We start from the raw sequence: 15942 nt of genomic DNA on the forward strand, positions 1-15942 counted from the left end.
AGGCGGCAGGCGGCAAATGCCCACGGCCAAGCCCGTCGCCCAGGCGGCGTCCCTCACGATCCCGCAGCTGCTGCAAGGCTCGGCCTGGTTCCCGCTGCTCGACGTGAGCGCGGGCGAGCGCGTGCTCGACGAGATGCGCGAGGTCGAGGTGGCCGCCGGTGCCGCGCTGTGCCGGCGCGGCGACACGCCGGCGCACTGGTACGGCACGCTCGAGGGTCTGCTCAAGTGGTCGATCACCTCGAGCGACGGGCGCGCGGTGACGCTGGGCGGCCTGTCGGTGGGCAGCTGGTTCGGTGAGGGCACGCTGCTGCGCGCGCTGCCGCGCTCGGCCGACATCATCGCGCTGCGGACCAGCCGCGTGGCGCAGCTGCCGCTGGAAACCTTCGAGTGGCTGCACCGCACGCAGCGCGGCTTCGATCACTTTTTGCTGCAGCAGATCAACGAGCGGCTGCACTGGTTCATGGGCAGCTATGCGGCGCACCGACTGCTCGACGCCGACAGCCAGGTGGCGCGCGCGCTGGCCGGGCTGTTCCACCCGTGGCTGCACCCCGGCAGCGAGCCGCACCTGCAGACCTCGCAGGAAGAAATCGCCAACCTGTCGGGCGTGTCGCGACAGCGCTGCAATGCGGCGCTGAACCGGCTGAAGGAAGCGGGTTTTCTTCGCGTCGAGTACGGGGGGATCACCGTGGTCGACCTCGAAGGGCTGCGGCGCTTCATCAGCGAGTGACCGGCCCTAGACGCCCAGCAACTCTTCCAGCGCCTGCGGCTGCGCGAGCAAGTCGGCCGAAGCCCCGTGCCGCACGATCTGCCCCTTCTCCATCACCACCGCCAGGTCGGTGTGCGCGAGCACCTTGCGGTAGTCGCGGTCGACGATCAGCGTGGCGATGCCGGTGGCGCGGATCTCGCTGATTACGCGCCAGATCTCGGCCACGATCAGCGGCGCCAAACCTTCAGTCGCTTCGTCGAGGATTAGCAGGCGCGGGTTGGTCATCAGCGCACGGCCGATGGACAGCATCTGCTGCTCGCCGCCTGACAGCTGCTGGCCGCCGTGCGACAGCCGTTCGGCCAGCCTCGGAAAGGTGGCCATCACGCGCTCGAAGGTCCAGGCGCGCTGGCCGTCGATGCCGGCGCGTTCGCTCATCACGAGGTTCTCGCGCACCGACAGATTGGGGAAGATGCCGCGGCCTTCGGGCACGTAGCCGATACCGAGGCGCGCCATCTTCTCGGGCGGCAGGCCGGTGACGGTGCGCCCGTCGACCTGCACTTCGCCCGAGGCGGGGCGCACATAGCCCATGACGGTGCGGATCAGCGTGGTCTTGCCCATGCCGTTGCGCCCGAGCAGGCCGACCGAGGTGGCGCCCGGAATGGCCGCATGCACGCCGCGCAGGATGTGGCTGTTGCCGTAGTAGGTGTTGAGGTCGCGAACGATCAGCATGTCAGGCCTTCCGACGGGCCGCCCCTAGGAAGGCCTGCGCCCCCTCGGGGGGCAGCGAATACACGAAGTGATGAGCGTGGGGGCATCAATGGTCTTCTCCGAGGTAGGCGGTGCGCACTTCGGGGTTCTCGCGGATCGCGCGCGGGTCGCCGGTGGCGATGACCGTGCCGTTCACCATCACCGTGATGCGGTCGGCAATGCGAAACACCGCGTCCATGTCGTGCTCCACCAGCAGGATGGCGTGCGTGGCCTTCAGCCGCGCGAGCAGCGTGAGCATGCGGTCGGTTTCCTCGGCGCCCATGCCGGCGAGCGGTTCGTCCAGCAGCAGCACGCGCGGGTGGGTGGCCAGGCACATCGCCACCTCGAGCTGGCGCTGCGCGCCGTGGCTCATCGTGCCGGCGATGCGCCGCGCCTCGTGCGCGAGGCCGGCCGCTTCGAGCGCGGCATCGGCCGATGCGTTGCTGGTGGCGCAGCGCTGCGAAGACTGCCAGATCGCCCACGGCTTCGCGGTGGCGGCCTGCGCGGCGAGGCGGCAGTTCTCGTGCACCGTGAACTCCGGGAAGATGGTCGTGCGCTGGTAGCTGCGGCCCACGCCGTCGCGCGCGCGCCGCGATTGCGCGCGGCCCGTGATGTCCACCCCCTCGAGCGCGATGCGGCCTTCGGAGGCCTCGATCTCGCCCGAGAGCATGTTGATGAGCGTGGACTTGCCGGCGCCGTTGGTGCCGATCACCGCGTGGACCTCGCCGATGTGCAGGTCGAGCGTGACGGCGTTGACGGCGGTGAGGCCGCCGAAGCGGCGGGTCAGCTTGTCGACGGAGAGCAGGGCGTTCATGATCTTGCTCCTTCCCCTTCCGGGGGAAGGTGGGGATGGGGGCRAGCGGCGCTGGTGGAGGCGGTGCYTTKGCAAAGGCCGCGTGCCCCCACCCCRGCCCTCCCCCAGMGGGGGAGGGAGACAGTCAGGAAACGGGGGTGGCTCATGCGGCCTCCTTCGGTGACAGCCGCTTCACCAGCCCGATCAGCCCCTTCGGCAGCAGCGCCACGAACACGATGATCGTGAGCCCCAGCGTCAGCTGCCAGTGGTCCGCCAGCGGGCCCATCACCGCATGCGTCGAGAAGATCTCCTTCAGCAGCGTGAACGCGATGGCACCGATCACCGCGCCACGCAAATGCCCGAGCCCGCCCAGGATCACCATCAGCAGCACCTCGCCCGAGTTGTGCCATGCCATCAGCTCCGGGTTGACCACGCCGTCGCGCGAGGCCAGCAGGAAGCCCGCGAGGCCGGCGAGCCCACCGGCCAGCACGAAGGCCGCGAGCTTGTAGCCGTACACCGCGAACCCGGCCGCGCGCATGCGCTGCTCGTTCACGCGAATGCCCGCCAGCGCCGCGCCGAAGCGCGAGCGGCGAATGAGCGCCAGCAGCCCGTAGGTGAACACCAGCGACGCCAGCACCACATAGAACAGCACCGTGCGGTTCTCCAGGTCGAGCGCGCCGAGGGCGGGCCGCACGTACATGTAGATGCCGTCGCTGCCGCCGCCGACCTTGGTGTCGTGGAACACGAAGAAGGCCATCTGCGCGAAGGCCAGCGTGACCATGATGAAGTACACGCCGCGCGTGCGCAGGCTCAACGCGCCCACGAACAGCGCATAGAGCGCCGCCGCACCCATGGCCAGCGGCAGCAGCAGCGCGAAGTTGCCGCCCTCGCTGCCCGAGGCCAGCACGGTGACGTACGCGCCGATGCCGTAGAACGCCGCATGGCCCAGGCTCACGAGCCCGGTCATGCCGACCAGCAGCTCCAGGCTCAGCGCGAAGATCGACAGGATCATGATCTTCACGACGAAGTCGGACATGTAGTTGCCCATCAGCGGACCCGCCACGCCGATGGCGACGGCGCAGGCCACGGGCACGAGGAAGGCGCTCTTCTTCATGACCGTCATGACCGCTTCCCCATCAGCCCTTCAGGCTTCCAGATGAGCACGATGGCCATCAGCAGGTAGATGCCGATGCCGCTCAGGTCCGCGAAGAACACCTTGCCGAAGGTGTCGACGAAGCCCACCAGCAGCGAGGCCACGAGCGCCCCGGTGATCGAGCCGATGCCGCCGATCACCACCAGCACGAAGCAGATGATGAGCACGCTCGCGCCCATGTTCGGGTACACCGAGGACATTGGCGCGGCGATCATGCCGGCCAGTGCCGCCAGCGCCACGCCGGCGGCGAACACGATGCGGTAGAGCCGCTTCACGTCGATGCCCAGCCCGCGCACCATGTCGCGGTTGCTCGCGCCGGCGCGGATCATCATGCCCAGGCGAGTGCGGTTCACCACCCAGTACAGCGCCACGGCCAGCACGATGCAGGCGGCCGAGGCGAACAGGCGGTACCAGGGGTAGCTCATGACGTTGCCCAGCGCGAAGCTGCCGTCGAGCCAGGCGGGCACCTTCACGCCGTGCACGTCGTTGCCCACCAGGATGGAGCGCAGCTCCTCGAACACCAGGATGAGCCCGTAGGTCATCAGCACCTGCTGCAGGTGGTCGCGCTGGTAGAGGTAGCTGAAGAAGGCCCACTCGAGCAGGTAGCCGAAGATGGCCGCGAGCACCACGCCGGCCACCAGCATCAGCAGGAACTGGTCGCCGAACAGCGGCGCGAGCGCGAACGCCATGTACGCGCCGATCATGTAGAAGCTGCCGTGGGCGAGGTTGATGACGCCCATGATCCCGAAGATCAGCGTCAGCCCCGAGGCCACGAGGAACAGCAGCAGGCCGTACTGAACCGAGTTCAGGCACTGCACGAGAAAGGTTCCGAAATCCACGTTGGAGGTTCTCTCAGGGCGGAATCGTCAAGAAGAAGATGCACTGCGGGAGACACCGCGGAACCGGCTCTGCCGGGCCGCAGGTGTCGCCCCCGGCGAGGGGGGAGGCGCAGCGACACGAAGTGCGCGAAGCCTGGGGGAGCGCCTGGTTTACATCCTGCAGCCGCGTGCCGGATCGGCCAGGCCCTTGATGGCCGCGCTCACCAGCTTGTTCTCCTTGCCGTCCACCTTGCGCAGGTAGATGTCCTGCACCGGGTTGTGCGACTTGCTCACGGTGAACGTGCCGCGCGGGCTGTCGATCTTCGCCTTCTCGATGGCGCTCGTGAACTCGGCCTTCTTCGAGATGTCGCCCTTGGTGGCGTTCAGGCCCACGCCCAGCATCTGCGCCGCGTCGTAGCCCTGCACCGCGTACACGTCGGGCTGCAGCTTGAACGACTTGGCATAGGCGGTGCGAAACGCCGTGTCGCGCGGCGTGTTCAGGCCGTCGGCATAGTGCAGCGTGGTCAGCATGCCTTGCGCCGATTCGCCTTGCGCGTCGAGCGTGCCGTCGGTCAGGAAGCCGGGGCCGTACAGCGGAATGGTCTTGTTCAGGCCCGCGGCCTGGTAGTCCTTGACGAACTTCACCGCACCGCCGCCCGCGAAGAAGGCATACACCGCATCGGGCTTGGCCGCCGCGATCTCGGTCAGCAGGGCCTGGAACTCCACGTTGGGGAAGGGCAGCGTGAGCTGCTTGTCGACCTTGCCGCCGTTCTTCTCGAAGCCTTCCTTGAAGCCGTTGACCGACTCGTCGCCGGCCGCGTACTTCCAGGTGATGGTCATCGCCTTCTTCTTGCCCTGCTGCTTGGCCGCGACTTCGCCCATGGCGTAGGCCGGCTGCCAGTTGCTGAACGAGCTGCGGAAGATGTTGGGCGCGCACATCGGACCCGTGACGGCGTCGGCGCCGGCGTTGGGCACGATCAGCACGGTGCCGCTTTCCTTCGCAGCCTTGGCCATGGCCATGGCCACGCCCGAGTGCACGGTGCCGACGATCACGTCGACGTTGTCGCGCTTGATGAGCTTGTTGACGTTGTCGGTGGCCTTGGCGGGGTCGGACTCGTCGTCGACCTTGAAGTACTCGATCTCGCGGCCGGCGAGCTTGCCGCCCTGCTCGTCGACGTACAGCTTGAAGCCGTTCTCGATGGCGACGCCCAAAGCGGTGTAGGTGCCGCTGTAGGGCAGCATCAGGCCGACCTTGAGCTTGCCGGTGCCCTGGGCGCCGGCGGCCGAGGCCAGGGCGGCAAAGGCGATGGCGGTGAGTGCCAGCCGTGCGGTGCGAATGGTCATGGTGTCTGTCTCCTGTTTTTGGTAATGAAAGAAGTGGTCGCGACGATGACACGATCCGGCTGATCGCGATGCGGGGAATGCCCGCATTCAGGGATCTCGAGCAGCTGCGTCGTGGGCACGCGCGCGGCGATGTCGCGGATCTGCGCGAGCGTGCCGTATTCGTCGTCGATGCCCTGCACGGCGAGCACCGGGCAGCGGATGGTGTCGAGCTCGGCCTCGATGTTCCAGTCGCGAAACGGCGGGTGCAGCCAGATGCGGTTCCAGCCCCAGAAGGCGGAATCGGCGCTGTCGTGGTAGCGGCCCAGCTTCTTCGGCAGGTCGGTGTTCAGGTAGGCGGTGCGCGCGATCTCGATGTTCGCGACGGTCTTGTCTTCCACGAAGATGTGCGGCGCGAGCACCACCAGGCCTGCGACCTTGTCCGGAAAGCGCGAGGCGTACAGCAGCGAGATCGAGCCGCCGTCGCTGTGGCCGAAGAGCCAGGGCTTGTCACCGTCGAGCTTCAATGCGGCGAAGAGCGCGGGCAGCACTTCGTGGGCCTGGCGGTGCATGAAGTCGACGTCCCAGGTCTCGTCGTCGGCACGCGGTGTGGAGCGGCCGTAGCCGGGGCGCGAGAACACCAGGCCGCGGGCGTTGGCGGCTTCGCAGACCTGCGCGGGGAAGTCCTTCCACATGGCGACGGAGCCGAGGCCTTCGTGGAGGAAGACGATGAGGGGGGCGTCGGTGCGCTCGGGGGCGATCCACTGGCATTCGATGCGGACCGTGCGGCCGCGCCAGTCGATGGCGGCGAACTCGGGGCTCATGGTTTTGCTCCTTCCCCCTTTGGGGGAAGGCCGGGATGGGGGAGAGCGGCGTTGGCAGAGGCAGTGCTTGTGCAAATGCCGCTTGCCCCCACCCCAGCCCTCCCCCGGGAGGGGAGGGAGCAAGACAAAGACAGGGCTCCTGTCATGCCTGCTTTTCCCTCTCACGCAACCTGAACCGCTGAATCTTCCCCGTCGCCGTCTTCGGCAGCTCGCTCACGAACTCCAGGAAGCGCGGGTACTTGTACGGCGCGAGCCGTTCCTTCACGAAGGCCTTCAGCTCTTCCTCGGTCGCCGTGCTGCCGTCCTTCAGCACCACGAAGGCCTTGGTCTTCGTCAGCCCTTCGGCGTCTTCCTTGCCGATCACCGCGACTTCGAGCACCGAGGGGTGCTGCATCAGCGTGGCCTCGACCTCGAAGGGCGACACGTAGATGCCGCTGACCTTCAGCATGTCGTCGCTGCGGCCTGCGTAGGTGAAGTAGCCGTCGGCATCGCGCGTGTACTTGTCGCCGCTCTTGGTCCAGCCGCCCTGGAAGGTGTCGCGCGACTTCTCGCGGTTGGTCCAGTACATCAGCGCCGCGCTCGGGCCACGGATGTAGAGGTCGCCGATCTCGCCGTCGGCCACGGGGCGGCCGTCTTCGCCGCGCAGCTCGATGTCGTAGCCCTCCACCGGCTTGCCGGTGGTGCCGTAGCGCACGTCGCCGGGCCGGTTGGAGATGAACACGTGCAGCATCTCGGTCGAGCCGATGCCGTCGATGATCTCGCAGCCGTAGTGCGCCTTGAAGCGCTGCGCGATCTCGCCGGGCAAGGCCTCTCCGGCCGACGAGCACATGCGCAGCGACACCGCTTCGCGCGCCGGAAGTCTCGGCGAAGCCAGCATGCCCGCGAAGCCCGTGGGCGCGCCGAAGAACACGGTCGGCTTGTGCTCCACCCAGCGGCGGAAGGTGGCGTCGGGCGTGGGCCGCTCGGCCATCAGCACCACGGTGGCGCCGACCGACAGCGGGAAGGTCAGCGCATTGCCCAGGCCGTAGGCGAAGTACATCTTGGCGGCCGAGAAGCACACGTCGTTCTCGGTCAGCCCGAGCACCGGCTTGCCGAACAACTCGGCCGTCCACCACAGGTTGGCGTGCGTGTGCACCGTGCCCTTGGGCTTGCCGGTGGAGCCCGACGAATAGAGCCAGAAGCCGGGGTCGTCCGACGCCGTGGTGACGGGCGCGGCCAGGGGCTCGACGGCGGCGAGCGCGGTGTCGAACGCTTTGGCGTTTTCAGGCAATGCACCCGCCGGCTGCGACACGAACAGCGTCTGCACCTCATGGCCGCCGCGCGACATCGCGTCCTGCAAGGTCGGCAGCAGCGCGCCCGACACCAGCACGGCCTGCGCGCGGCTGTGGTCGAGCATGTAGGCGTAGTCGTCGGGCGTGAGCAGCGTGTTGACGGCGACCGGCACCACGCCGGCATAGAGGCAGCCGAGAAAGCTCACGGGCCAGTCGCTGCTGTCGAGCATCATCAGCAGCACGCGCTCTTCGCGGCGAATGCCCGCGGCCTTCAATGCGGCGGCCAGGCGGCGCGCCCGGTCTTCGAGCTGGCCGTAGCTCAGCGTGCCGCGGTCGTCGATGTAGGCAATGCGTTCGGCGCGGCCGCGGTTGAGGGCGAACAGGTGCTCGGCGAAGTTGAATCGTGGGGGCAGGGTCATTTCTTTGTCTCCTTCGGCCGCTTTTGTGTTTCTTCTAGAGGCCCAGTGCCGCGAGCACGCCGGGGCTGGCCTGCACGGCGGTGCGGCGGTGATAGAAGTCGAGCGCGCGCAGGCCGCCCAGTTCGGCGCCGCCGCCCGCGCGGCCGGGGCCGCCGTGCAGCGACATCGGCATCACGTTGCCGTGCCCCGTCTGGGCTTGCGCCACGTCCGGCGTGATGACGTGCACGCGGCCATGGCTCGGTGCGACAGACAGCGCGGCTTGCGCCAGCGCGGCGTCGTCGCTGCCGTACAGAGAGGTGACCAGCGAGCCTTGACCCCGATGGGCGAGCGCGATGCCATGCGCGAGATCGCGATACGGCAGCAGCGTGGCGACGGGGCCGAACACTTCCACGTCGTGCACGCGCTGCGCCGCATCGGCATCGCGCGCGCCCAGCAGCACGGGGCCGATGCAGGCGGCCACCTTCGGGTCGGCATCGACCAGGGGCTTGTCGCGGCTGTCGTGCAGCACGGTGGTCTGTGCGGCCAGCGCGTCGAGGCCGTCGCGCACCGCGTTCAGCTGCGCGCGGCTCACGAGCGAGCCCATGCGCACGCCTTCGTTGCGCGGGTTGCCTACGCTGATGCCCGCGAGCTTGGCGCCGATGGCTTCGGCGGCCGCGTCATACACCTCGGCCGGCACCAGGATGCGGCGGATGGCGGTGCACTTCTGGCCCGACTTGACGGTCATTTCGCGCACCACTTCGCGCACGAGCAGGTTGAAGGCCTCGCTGCCGGGCGCGGCGCCGGGCAGCAGCAGGGCGCTGTTGAGGCTGTCGGCCTCGATGTTCACGCGCACCGAGCGTTCGGTCACGGCGGCGTGCGAGCGGATCACCGCGGCCGTCTCGGCAGAGCCGGTGAACGAGGCCACGTCGAAGGGCTGCAGCGCGTCCATCAGGCCGGCCGAGCTGCCGCACACGATCGACAGCGCGCCGGCCGGCAGCACGCCGGCGTCGACCACGTCGCGCACCATGCGCTGCGTGAGCCAGGCGGTGGCCGTGGCGGGCTTCACGATCACCGGCACGCCCGACAGCAGCGCGGGCGCGGCCTTTTCCCACAGGCCCCACGACGGAAAGTTGAAGGCGTTGATGAACAGCGCCACGCCGTGCGTGGGCACTTGCAGATGCTGCGACTGGAACACCGGCTCCTTGCCGAGCTTGACCGCGTCGCCGTCGCGCAGCGCGCGCACGTCGCCCAGCGTGTCGCCCCACTTGGCGTACTGGCCGACGGTGAAGATGGCGCCGTCGATGTCCACGGCCGAGTCGTTCTTCACCGTGCCGGAGTTGGCGGTGGCGATCTCGTAGTACGCGTCGCGGTTGGCCTGCAGCACCTTCACGATGGCGCCGAGCAGCCCGGCGCGCTGGCGGTAGGTGAGGGCGCGCAGCGCCTGGCCGCCCTGTTCGCGGGCGAAGGCAAAGGCCCCGGGCAGGTCGAGCCCGGTGGCGTCGACGCGCGCGAGCTCGGTGCCCAGCACCGGGTCGAACAGGGGCGTGCCGGCGCCCGATCCGCTCTGCCAGCGGCCGGCGACGTAGTTGGGGAGGAGCTCGGTCATGGGGTGAACTTGATCTGTCCTTCGGGCAGGAGATAGAGAACGAGCGCGCGGCCTTGGGCCACGGTCGGGCGGTGTGCGGTGCCCGGCCCGTAGACGCACCAGCCCGCGGGCCGCCCGTCGAAGGTGGCGGGGTGGTCGTCGAGCGGCATGATCAGGTCGATCTCGCCGTTCGGGTGGGTGTGGTGCGGGCCGGCGATGTCCTGCATGTCGACCACGTCGACCGAGAAGCGGTGCAGCGCGTCTTCGGCCTTGAAGACGCGGCCGTACCTGATGCCGCCGCCTTCGCGCTCGCACAGCCAGCCCTCGGCCACGCCGCCGATGCAGGCCTGGCGCAGCGCCTCGAAGCTGGCGCTGCCCGCGCCGTGGGTGGCGTTGAGCCACTGGTCGAGCGTGGCGTCGAGCGGCTTGCCGGCGATTTCTGCCGTCAGGCCGGCGATCAACTGGTGAAATGCTGCCTTGCCTGAGGTGGCTGGGTTGCTGCTGTCGGACATCGGGGGGCCTCGAACGGTGGAACGACCTTGCGTGATTGCTGCGTGTGCAGTATCTTGCTTGTGGCCGAACAATAAGCATCGAGACAATGAGTGTCAAGCAATATAGTGCATATATGGTGTTTACCCTGAGCGCGCACAATCCCGGCGAAGAACGAGGAATTGCATGAACGAGCATGTAGAGGCGGTGCTGGCCACCGCGCCGGAAGGCGCCCATGGCAACGCCGGAACCGTGGCCGTCGCGCCGGCCGGGGAGGCGAAGAACCCATTGCTGGCGGCGCTGGGCGACCGGGTGCGCAACCTGCGCGCGCAGCGCGGCCTCACGCGCAAGGCGGTGGCCCTGTCGGCCGACGTGTCGGAGCGCCACCTGGCCAACCTCGAATACGGCATCGGCAACGCGTCGATCCTGGTGCTGCAGCAGGTGGCGGGCGCCCTGCATTGCTCGCTGGCCGAACTGGTGGGTGACGTGACGACCAGTTCGCCCGAGTGGCTGCTGATTCGCGAGCTGCTCGAAAACCGCAGCGAGACCGACTTGCGCCGCGTGCGCGTGGCGCTGGGCGAGTTGCTGGGCACGGCCTCGGTCGACCCGGCGCGGCACCGGCGCATTGCGCTCGTGGGGCTGCGCGGCGCGGGCAAGTCGACGCTGGGGCAGATGCTGGCCGAAGACCTGGAGCTGCCGTTCATCGAGCTGAGCCGCGAGATCGAGAAGCTCGCGGGCTGCAGCGTGCGCGAAATCCACGACCTGTACGGCACCAACGCCTACCGCCGCTACGAGCGCCGCGCGCTCGAAGAAGCGGTGCAGATCTACAGCGAGGTGGTGATCGCCACGCCAGGCGGCATCGTGTCCGACCCGGCCACTTTCAACGAGCTGCTGGCGCACTGCACCACGGTGTGGCTGCAGGCCGCGCCCGAGGAGCACATGGGCCGTGTGGCTGCGCAGGGCGACACCCGCCCGATGGCCGCGAGCAAGGAGGCGATGGAAGACCTGCGCCGCATCCTGAACGGCCGCGCCGCTTTCTATTCGAAGGCCGACCTGTCGGTGGACACGAGCGGCAAGACGCTGGCGCAGAGCTTCCAGACCCTGCGTGCGGCCACGCGCCAGTCGATGGGCCTGGGCGCCTGACTGAAATCTGAAAAAAAGCACAACAGGCATTGACTTGCCTGTATGCATGCAGCATGATGCATGTCATCGGCGCAAGAAAGTGCATTATCTTTCCTGTTCCCGGTTTCCGAACACAGCCCCACAGGAGACTTCTGCATGACCGACACCACCACGCTCCAGGCGCCCGCGCGCGTCGACTATCGCACCGAACCCAGCCAGTACCGCCACTGGTCGCTGAGCTTCGACGGCGCCATTGCGCGCCTCGTGCTCGACATTGCGGAAGACGGCGGCATCCGCCCCGGCTACAAGCTCAAGCTCAACAGCTATGACCTGGGCGTGGACATCGAGCTGAACGACGCGCTCAACCGTGTGCGCTTCGAGCACCCCGAGGTGCGCAGCGTCATCGTCACCAGCGGCAAGGACCGCATCTTCTGCTCGGGCGCCAACATCTTCATGCTCGGCGTTTCCAGCCACGCCTGGAAGGTTAACTTCTGCAAGTTCACGAACGAAACGCGCAACGGCATCGAAGACACCTCGAAGCATTCGGGCCTGAAGTTCATCGCGGCGGTGAACGGCGCCTGCGCCGGCGGCGGCTACGAGCTGGCCCTGGCCTGCGACGAAATCCTGCTGGTGGACGACCGCTCGTCGGCCGTGTCGCTGCCCGAAGTGCCGCTGCTCGGCGTGCTGCCCGGCACCGGTGGCCTGACCCGCGTGACCGACAAGCGCCGCGTGCGCCATGACCTCGCCGACATCTTCTGCACCAGCGTGGAAGGCGTGCGCGGCCAGCGCGCGGTCGACTGGCGCCTGGTCGACGCCGTGGCCAAGCCCGCGCAGTTTCCCGCCGCCGTGCAGGAGCGCGCGTCGCAGCTCGCCGCAGGCAGCGACCGCCCGGCCGATGGCAAGGGCGTGGCGCTGACCCGCCTGGAGCGCACCGACAGCGCCGACGGCATCGCGTATTCGCACGTCAACGTGCAGATCGACCGCAGCAAGCGCACGGCCACGATCACCATCAAGGCGCCCACCGGCGCGCAGCCGGCCGACATTGCCGCCATCGAGGCCGCGGGTGCCGCTTGGTGGCCGCTCGCGATGTGCCGCGAACTCGACGACGCCATCCTCAACCTGCGCACCAACGAGCTCGACACCGGGACCTGGCTGCTCAAGACCGAAGGCGACGCCGCCGCCGTGCTCGCATCGGACGCCGTGATGTTCGCCCACAAGGACCACTGGCTGGTGCGCGAAACCATCGGCGCGCTGCGCCGCACGCTGGCGCGCCTCGATGTGTCGTCGCGCAGCCTGTTCGCGCTGGTGGAAGCCGGCTCATGCTTCGCCGGCACGCTGGCCGAACTGGCCTTTGCCGCCGACCGCACCTACATGCTCGCGCTGCCCGACGATGCCGACCGCGCGCCGAAGCTCACGCTGGGCGAGGCCAGCTTCGGCCACTTCCCGATGGTCAACGACCAGAGCCGCCTGCAACGCCGCTTCTATGAAGAGACCGCGCCGCTGGAGGCCGCACGTGCCGCCGTCGGCAAGGCACTGGACGCCGATGAGGCCGTCAAGCTGGGCCTGGTGACCGCCGCGCCCGACGACATCGACTGGAACGACGAGATCCGCATCGCCATCGAGGAGCGTGCGGCCATGTCGCCCGACGCGCTCACCGGCCTGGAAGCCAATCTGCGCTTCGCGAGCAAGGAGAACATGAACACCCGCATCTTCGGGCGGCTCACCGCCTGGCAGAACTGGATCTTCAACCGCCCCAACGCCGTCGGCGAAAAGGGCGCGCTGAAGGTCTACGGCACCGGCGAGAAGGCCGGCTTCGACCTGAACCGCGTCTGAGCACACAACCGTCCGAACAACCCAAGGAACAACGATGAGCACGATCAACTACGGCGAGAAGATCCCCAACAACGTCAACCTCGGCGAAGACCGCACGCTGCAGCGCGCGCTCGAAGGCTGGCAGCCCAACTTCATCAACTGGTGGGACGACGTGGGCCCCGAAGGCTCGACCAACCACGACGTGTACCTGCGCACGGCCGTGAGCGTCGACCCGCAAGGCTGGGCCCAGTTCGGCCACGTGAAGATGCGCGATTACCGCTGGGGCATCTTCCTGAACCCGGGCGACGCCAACCGCGAAATTCACTTCGGCGACCACAAGGGCGAGAAGGCCTGGCAGGACGTGCCCGGCGAACACCGCGCCAACCTGCGCCGCATCATCGTGACGCAGGGCGACACCGAGCCCGCGTCGGTCGAGCAGCAGCGCCACCTGGGCCTGACCGCGCCCAGCATGTACGACCTGCGCAACCTGTTCCAGATCAACGTGGAAGAAGGCCGCCACCTGTGGGCCATGGTGTACCTGCTGCAGAAGCACTTCGGCCGCGACGGCCGCGAGGAAGCCGACGCGCTGCTGCAGCGCACCTCGGGCGACGCCAACAACCCGCGCATCCTGGGCGCCTTCAACGAGAAGACGCCCGACTGGCTGGCGTTCTTCATGTTCACGTACTTCACCGACCGCGACGGCAAGTTCCAGCTGGCCGCGCTGGCCGAGAGCGCGTTCGACCCGCTCGCGCGCACCACCAAGTTCATGCTGACCGAGGAAGCCCACCACATGTTCGTGGGCGAGAGCGGCGTGTCGCGCGTCATCGCCCGCACCGCGCAGGTGATGAACGAGCTGAAGACCGACGACGCGCAGAAGATCCGCGCGGCCGGCTGCATCGACCTGGGCACCATCCAGCGCTACCTGAACTTCCACTACAGCGTGACCATCGACCTGTTCGGCGCCGACCAGTCGAGCAACGCCGCCATCTTCTACAGCTCGGGCCTGAAGGGCCGCTACGAAGAAGGAAAGCGCGACGACGACCACGTGCTCAAGGGCCAGACCTACAAGGTGCTCGAAGTGCGCGACGGCCAGCTCGTCGAGAAGGACGTGCCGATGCTCAACGCGCTGAACGAAGTGCTGCGCGACGACTTCATCAAGGACTCCGTGGCCGGCGTGGGCCGCTGGAACAAGGTGCTCGAGAAGGCCGGCATCCCGACGCGCCTGTCGGTGCCGCACAAGGCCTTCAACCGCCAGATCGGCGCGCTCGCCGGCATCAAGATGTCGCCCGAAGGCCGCGTGGTGAACGAGGTGGAATGGGCCGCCAAGCGCGACGAATGGCTGCCGAGTTCCGAAGACTTCGCTTTCGTGGCATCGTTGATGGGCCGCGTGGTGGAGCCGGGCAAGTTCGCCGGCTGGATTTCGCCGCCGGTGATGGGCATCAACCGCCAGCCGGTCGATTTCGAGTACGTGCGTTTCGGTTGATTGGTATTTCGGTATTGCTCCTTCCCCCGCTGGGGGAAGGCTGGGATGGGGGCCAGCAGCGTGACCACGACAAGCGCCGCTTGCTCCCACCCGACCCTCCCCCTGAAGGGGAGGGCTTTCAGGAGAGAACCACATGGACATGGCCGTTGAAGCCGGAGTCATCAAGCAGCACCTGATCGACCCCGAGATCTGCATCCGCTGCAACACCTGCGAGGCCATCTGCCCCGTGAACGCGATCACGCACGACGACAACAACTACGTCGTGCGCGCGGACATCTGCAACGGCTGCATGGCCTGCATCTCGCCGTGCCCCACGGGCTCGATCGACAACTGGCGCACGATGCCGCTGGTGCGCGCGTACACCATCGAGGAACAGCTCGGCTGGGAATCGCTGCCGGGCGAACTGTCGCCGGAAGAGCTCGAAGCCGCCGGCGTGCCTGCCGCGACAGCAGAAGCCGCCGAAGTGCCCGCGCAGACGCAGGCCCAGGCCGCCGCCGAAGCGACCGAGCCGGTCTTCAATTCCGCGCAGTACGGCGCCAGCGTGCCGCCCTGGTCGGCCGCGCACGCGTACACGAATCTCTTTCCGCCCAAGACCCCGACCACCGCCACGGTGGTGGGCAACTTCAATTGCACCGAGGCGGGCTTCGACAGCGAGACGCACCACATCGTGCTGGACTTCGGCGTGGTGCCGTTCCCGGTGCTCGAAGGCCAGTCGATCGGCATCGTCCCGCCGGGCGTGGACGCCATCGGCAAGCGCCACCATGCGCGCCAGTACTCGGTGGCCAGCCCGCGCAACGGCGAACGGCCCGGCTACAACAACGTCTCGCTCACCGTGAAGCGCGTGACCGAGGACCACGAGGGCGACCCGGTGCGCGGTGTGTGCTCCAACTTCGTGTGCGACCTGAAGGTGGGCGACACGGTGCAGGTGGTGGGGCCCTTCGGTTCCTCGTTCCTGATGCCGAACCACCCCAAGTCGAACATCGTGATGATCTGCACCGGCACCGGCAGCGCGCCCATGCGCGCCATGACCGAGTGGCGCCGCCGCCTGCGCAAGAGCGGCAAGTTCGAAGGCGGCAAGCTGATGCTGTTCTTCGGCGCGCGCACGCAGCAGGAGCTGCCGTACTTCGGGCCGCTGCAGTCGCTGCCGAAGGACTTCATCGACATCAACCTCGCGTTCTCGCGCACGCCGGGGCAACCCAAGCGCTACGTGCAGGACCTGATGCGCGAGCGCGCCGCCGACCTGGCCGCGCTGCTGAACGACGGCAGCAGCCACTTCTACGTGTGCGGCCTGAAAAGCATGGAAGAGGGCGTGGTGCTCGCACTGCGCGACGTAGCGAAGGACGCGGGGCTCGACTGGGACACCGTGGGCGCCGCGCTGAAGCGGGAAGGCCGCCTGCACCTCGAAACCTACTGAGCCGCGG

14 protein-coding genes are annotated in these 15942 nt (G+C 68.1%); 5 read left to right on the top strand and 9 right to left on the bottom strand.

Going from position 1 to position 15942, the window contains the following annotated elements; genetic code table 11:
* Positions 1 to 16: 16 nt before the first annotated feature.
* The gene (locus AC1DJH_RS11515; RefSeq protein ID WP_478185767.1) at positions 17 to 727 is read left to right on the top strand and encodes a Crp/Fnr family transcriptional regulator; all 711 of its coding nucleotides are present in this window, start codon (positions 17 to 19) and stop codon (positions 725 to 727) included.
* Positions 728 to 733: 6 nt separating this feature from the next.
* On the opposite strand, the gene AC1DJH_RS11520 is transcribed toward AC1DJH_RS11515, so the two are convergent.
* From AC1DJH_RS11520 to AC1DJH_RS11560, 9 genes are all read right to left on the bottom strand, one after another.
* Complete coding sequence (locus AC1DJH_RS11520; RefSeq protein ID WP_478185768.1) at positions 734 to 1435, bottom strand: ABC transporter ATP-binding protein; 702 nt, start codon at positions 1433 to 1435, stop codon at positions 734 to 736.
* 85 nt (positions 1436 to 1520) lie between these two features.
* Positions 1521 to 2267 (bottom strand): ABC transporter ATP-binding protein, encoded by a 747-nt coding sequence (locus AC1DJH_RS11525; RefSeq protein WP_478185769.1) that lies wholly within the window; start codon positions 2265 to 2267, stop codon positions 1521 to 1523.
* A gap of 142 nt (positions 2268 to 2409) precedes the next feature.
* Positions 2410 to 3369, bottom strand: coding sequence for a branched-chain amino acid ABC transporter permease (locus AC1DJH_RS11530; protein ID WP_478185770.1), 960 nt, complete (start codon positions 3367 to 3369; stop codon positions 2410 to 2412).
* Complete coding sequence (locus AC1DJH_RS11535; protein WP_435486541.1) at positions 3366 to 4238, bottom strand: branched-chain amino acid ABC transporter permease; 873 nt, start codon at positions 4236 to 4238, stop codon at positions 3366 to 3368. The genes AC1DJH_RS11530 and AC1DJH_RS11535 overlap by 4 nt, the downstream gene beginning before the upstream one ends.
* Before the next feature lie 150 nt (positions 4239 to 4388).
* The gene (locus AC1DJH_RS11540; RefSeq protein WP_478185771.1) at positions 4389 to 5561 is read right to left on the bottom strand and encodes an ABC transporter substrate-binding protein; all 1173 of its coding nucleotides are present in this window, start codon (positions 5559 to 5561) and stop codon (positions 4389 to 4391) included.
* The gene (locus AC1DJH_RS11545; protein ID WP_478185772.1) at positions 5558 to 6361 is read right to left on the bottom strand and encodes an alpha/beta fold hydrolase; all 804 of its coding nucleotides are present in this window, start codon (positions 6359 to 6361) and stop codon (positions 5558 to 5560) included. The genes AC1DJH_RS11540 and AC1DJH_RS11545 overlap by 4 nt, the downstream gene beginning before the upstream one ends.
* Before the next feature lie 142 nt (positions 6362 to 6503).
* Positions 6504 to 8051, bottom strand: coding sequence for a benzoate-CoA ligase family protein (locus AC1DJH_RS11550; RefSeq protein WP_478185773.1), 1548 nt, complete (start codon positions 8049 to 8051; stop codon positions 6504 to 6506).
* Positions 8052 to 8085: 34 nt separating this feature from the next.
* The gene (locus AC1DJH_RS11555; RefSeq protein ID WP_478185774.1) at positions 8086 to 9636 is read right to left on the bottom strand and encodes a 3,4-dehydroadipyl-CoA semialdehyde dehydrogenase; all 1551 of its coding nucleotides are present in this window, start codon (positions 9634 to 9636) and stop codon (positions 8086 to 8088) included.
* Positions 9633 to 10127 carry a 4-hydroxylaminobenzoate lyase gene (locus AC1DJH_RS11560; protein WP_478185775.1) on the bottom strand — a complete coding sequence of 165 codons (495 nt, stop codon included), beginning with the start codon at positions 10125 to 10127 and terminating at the stop codon, positions 9633 to 9635. The genes AC1DJH_RS11555 and AC1DJH_RS11560 overlap by 4 nt, the downstream gene beginning before the upstream one ends.
* A 163-nt stretch (positions 10128 to 10290) precedes the next feature.
* On the opposite strand from AC1DJH_RS11560, the gene AC1DJH_RS11565 reads away from it, so the two are divergent.
* The 4 genes from AC1DJH_RS11565 (at position 10291) to boxA (ending at position 15935) form a co-directional block, all read left to right on the top strand.
* Positions 10291 to 11247 (top strand): helix-turn-helix transcriptional regulator, encoded by a 957-nt coding sequence (locus AC1DJH_RS11565; RefSeq protein WP_478185776.1) that lies wholly within the window; start codon positions 10291 to 10293, stop codon positions 11245 to 11247.
* Between the two features lie 135 nt (positions 11248 to 11382).
* Positions 11383 to 13059, top strand: coding sequence for a 2,3-epoxybenzoyl-CoA dihydrolase (boxC, locus tag AC1DJH_RS11570; RefSeq protein WP_478185777.1), 1677 nt, complete (start codon positions 11383 to 11385; stop codon positions 13057 to 13059).
* A gap of 34 nt (positions 13060 to 13093) precedes the next feature.
* Entirely contained in the window at positions 13094 to 14521 is a 1428-nt protein-coding gene (gene boxB, locus AC1DJH_RS11575) for a benzoyl-CoA 2,3-epoxidase subunit BoxB (RefSeq protein WP_435439903.1), read from the top strand.
* A 133-nt stretch (positions 14522 to 14654) separates the two neighbouring features.
* Positions 14655 to 15935 carry a benzoyl-CoA 2,3-epoxidase subunit BoxA gene (gene boxA, locus AC1DJH_RS11580; RefSeq protein WP_478185778.1) on the top strand — a complete coding sequence of 427 codons (1281 nt, stop codon included), beginning with the start codon at positions 14655 to 14657 and terminating at the stop codon, positions 15933 to 15935.
* Positions 15936 to 15942 lie beyond the last annotated feature (7 nt).

This window comes from Variovorax sp. 10N412, from assembly GCF_056394985.1.

Bases quoted from the DNA above. Each gene is read 5' to 3' on its own strand.
- AC1DJH_RS11515 (WP_478185767.1), top strand. From the start codon at position 17: ATGCCCACGGCCAAGCCCGTCGCCCAGGCGGCGTCCCTCACGATCCCG.
- AC1DJH_RS11520 (WP_478185768.1), bottom strand. From the start codon at position 1,435: ATGCTGATCGTTCGCGACCTCAACACCTACTACGGCAACAGCCACATC.
- AC1DJH_RS11525 (WP_478185769.1), bottom strand. From the start codon at position 2,267: ATGAACGCCCTGCTCTCCGTCGACAAGCTGACCCGCCGCTTCGGCGGC.
- AC1DJH_RS11530 (WP_478185770.1), bottom strand. From the start codon at position 3,369: ATGACGGTCATGAAGAAGAGCGCCTTCCTCGTGCCCGTGGCCTGCGCC.
- AC1DJH_RS11540 (WP_478185771.1), bottom strand. From the start codon at position 5,561: ATGACCATTCGCACCGCACGGCTGGCACTCACCGCCATCGCCTTTGCC.
- AC1DJH_RS11545 (WP_478185772.1), bottom strand. From the start codon at position 6,361: ATGAGCCCCGAGTTCGCCGCCATCGACTGGCGCGGCCGCACGGTCCGC.
- AC1DJH_RS11550 (WP_478185773.1), bottom strand. From the start codon at position 8,051: ATGACCCTGCCCCCACGATTCAACTTCGCCGAGCACCTGTTCGCCCTC.
- AC1DJH_RS11555 (WP_478185774.1), bottom strand. From the start codon at position 9,636: ATGACCGAGCTCCTCCCCAACTACGTCGCCGGCCGCTGGCAGAGCGGA.
- AC1DJH_RS11560 (WP_478185775.1), bottom strand. From the start codon at position 10,127: ATGTCCGACAGCAGCAACCCAGCCACCTCAGGCAAGGCAGCATTTCAC.
- AC1DJH_RS11565 (WP_478185776.1), top strand. From the start codon at position 10,291: ATGAACGAGCATGTAGAGGCGGTGCTGGCCACCGCGCCGGAAGGCGCC.
- boxC (WP_478185777.1), top strand. From the start codon at position 11,383: ATGACCGACACCACCACGCTCCAGGCGCCCGCGCGCGTCGACTATCGC.
- boxB (WP_435439903.1), top strand. From the start codon at position 13,094: ATGAGCACGATCAACTACGGCGAGAAGATCCCCAACAACGTCAACCTC.
- boxA (WP_478185778.1), top strand. From the start codon at position 14,655: ATGGACATGGCCGTTGAAGCCGGAGTCATCAAGCAGCACCTGATCGAC.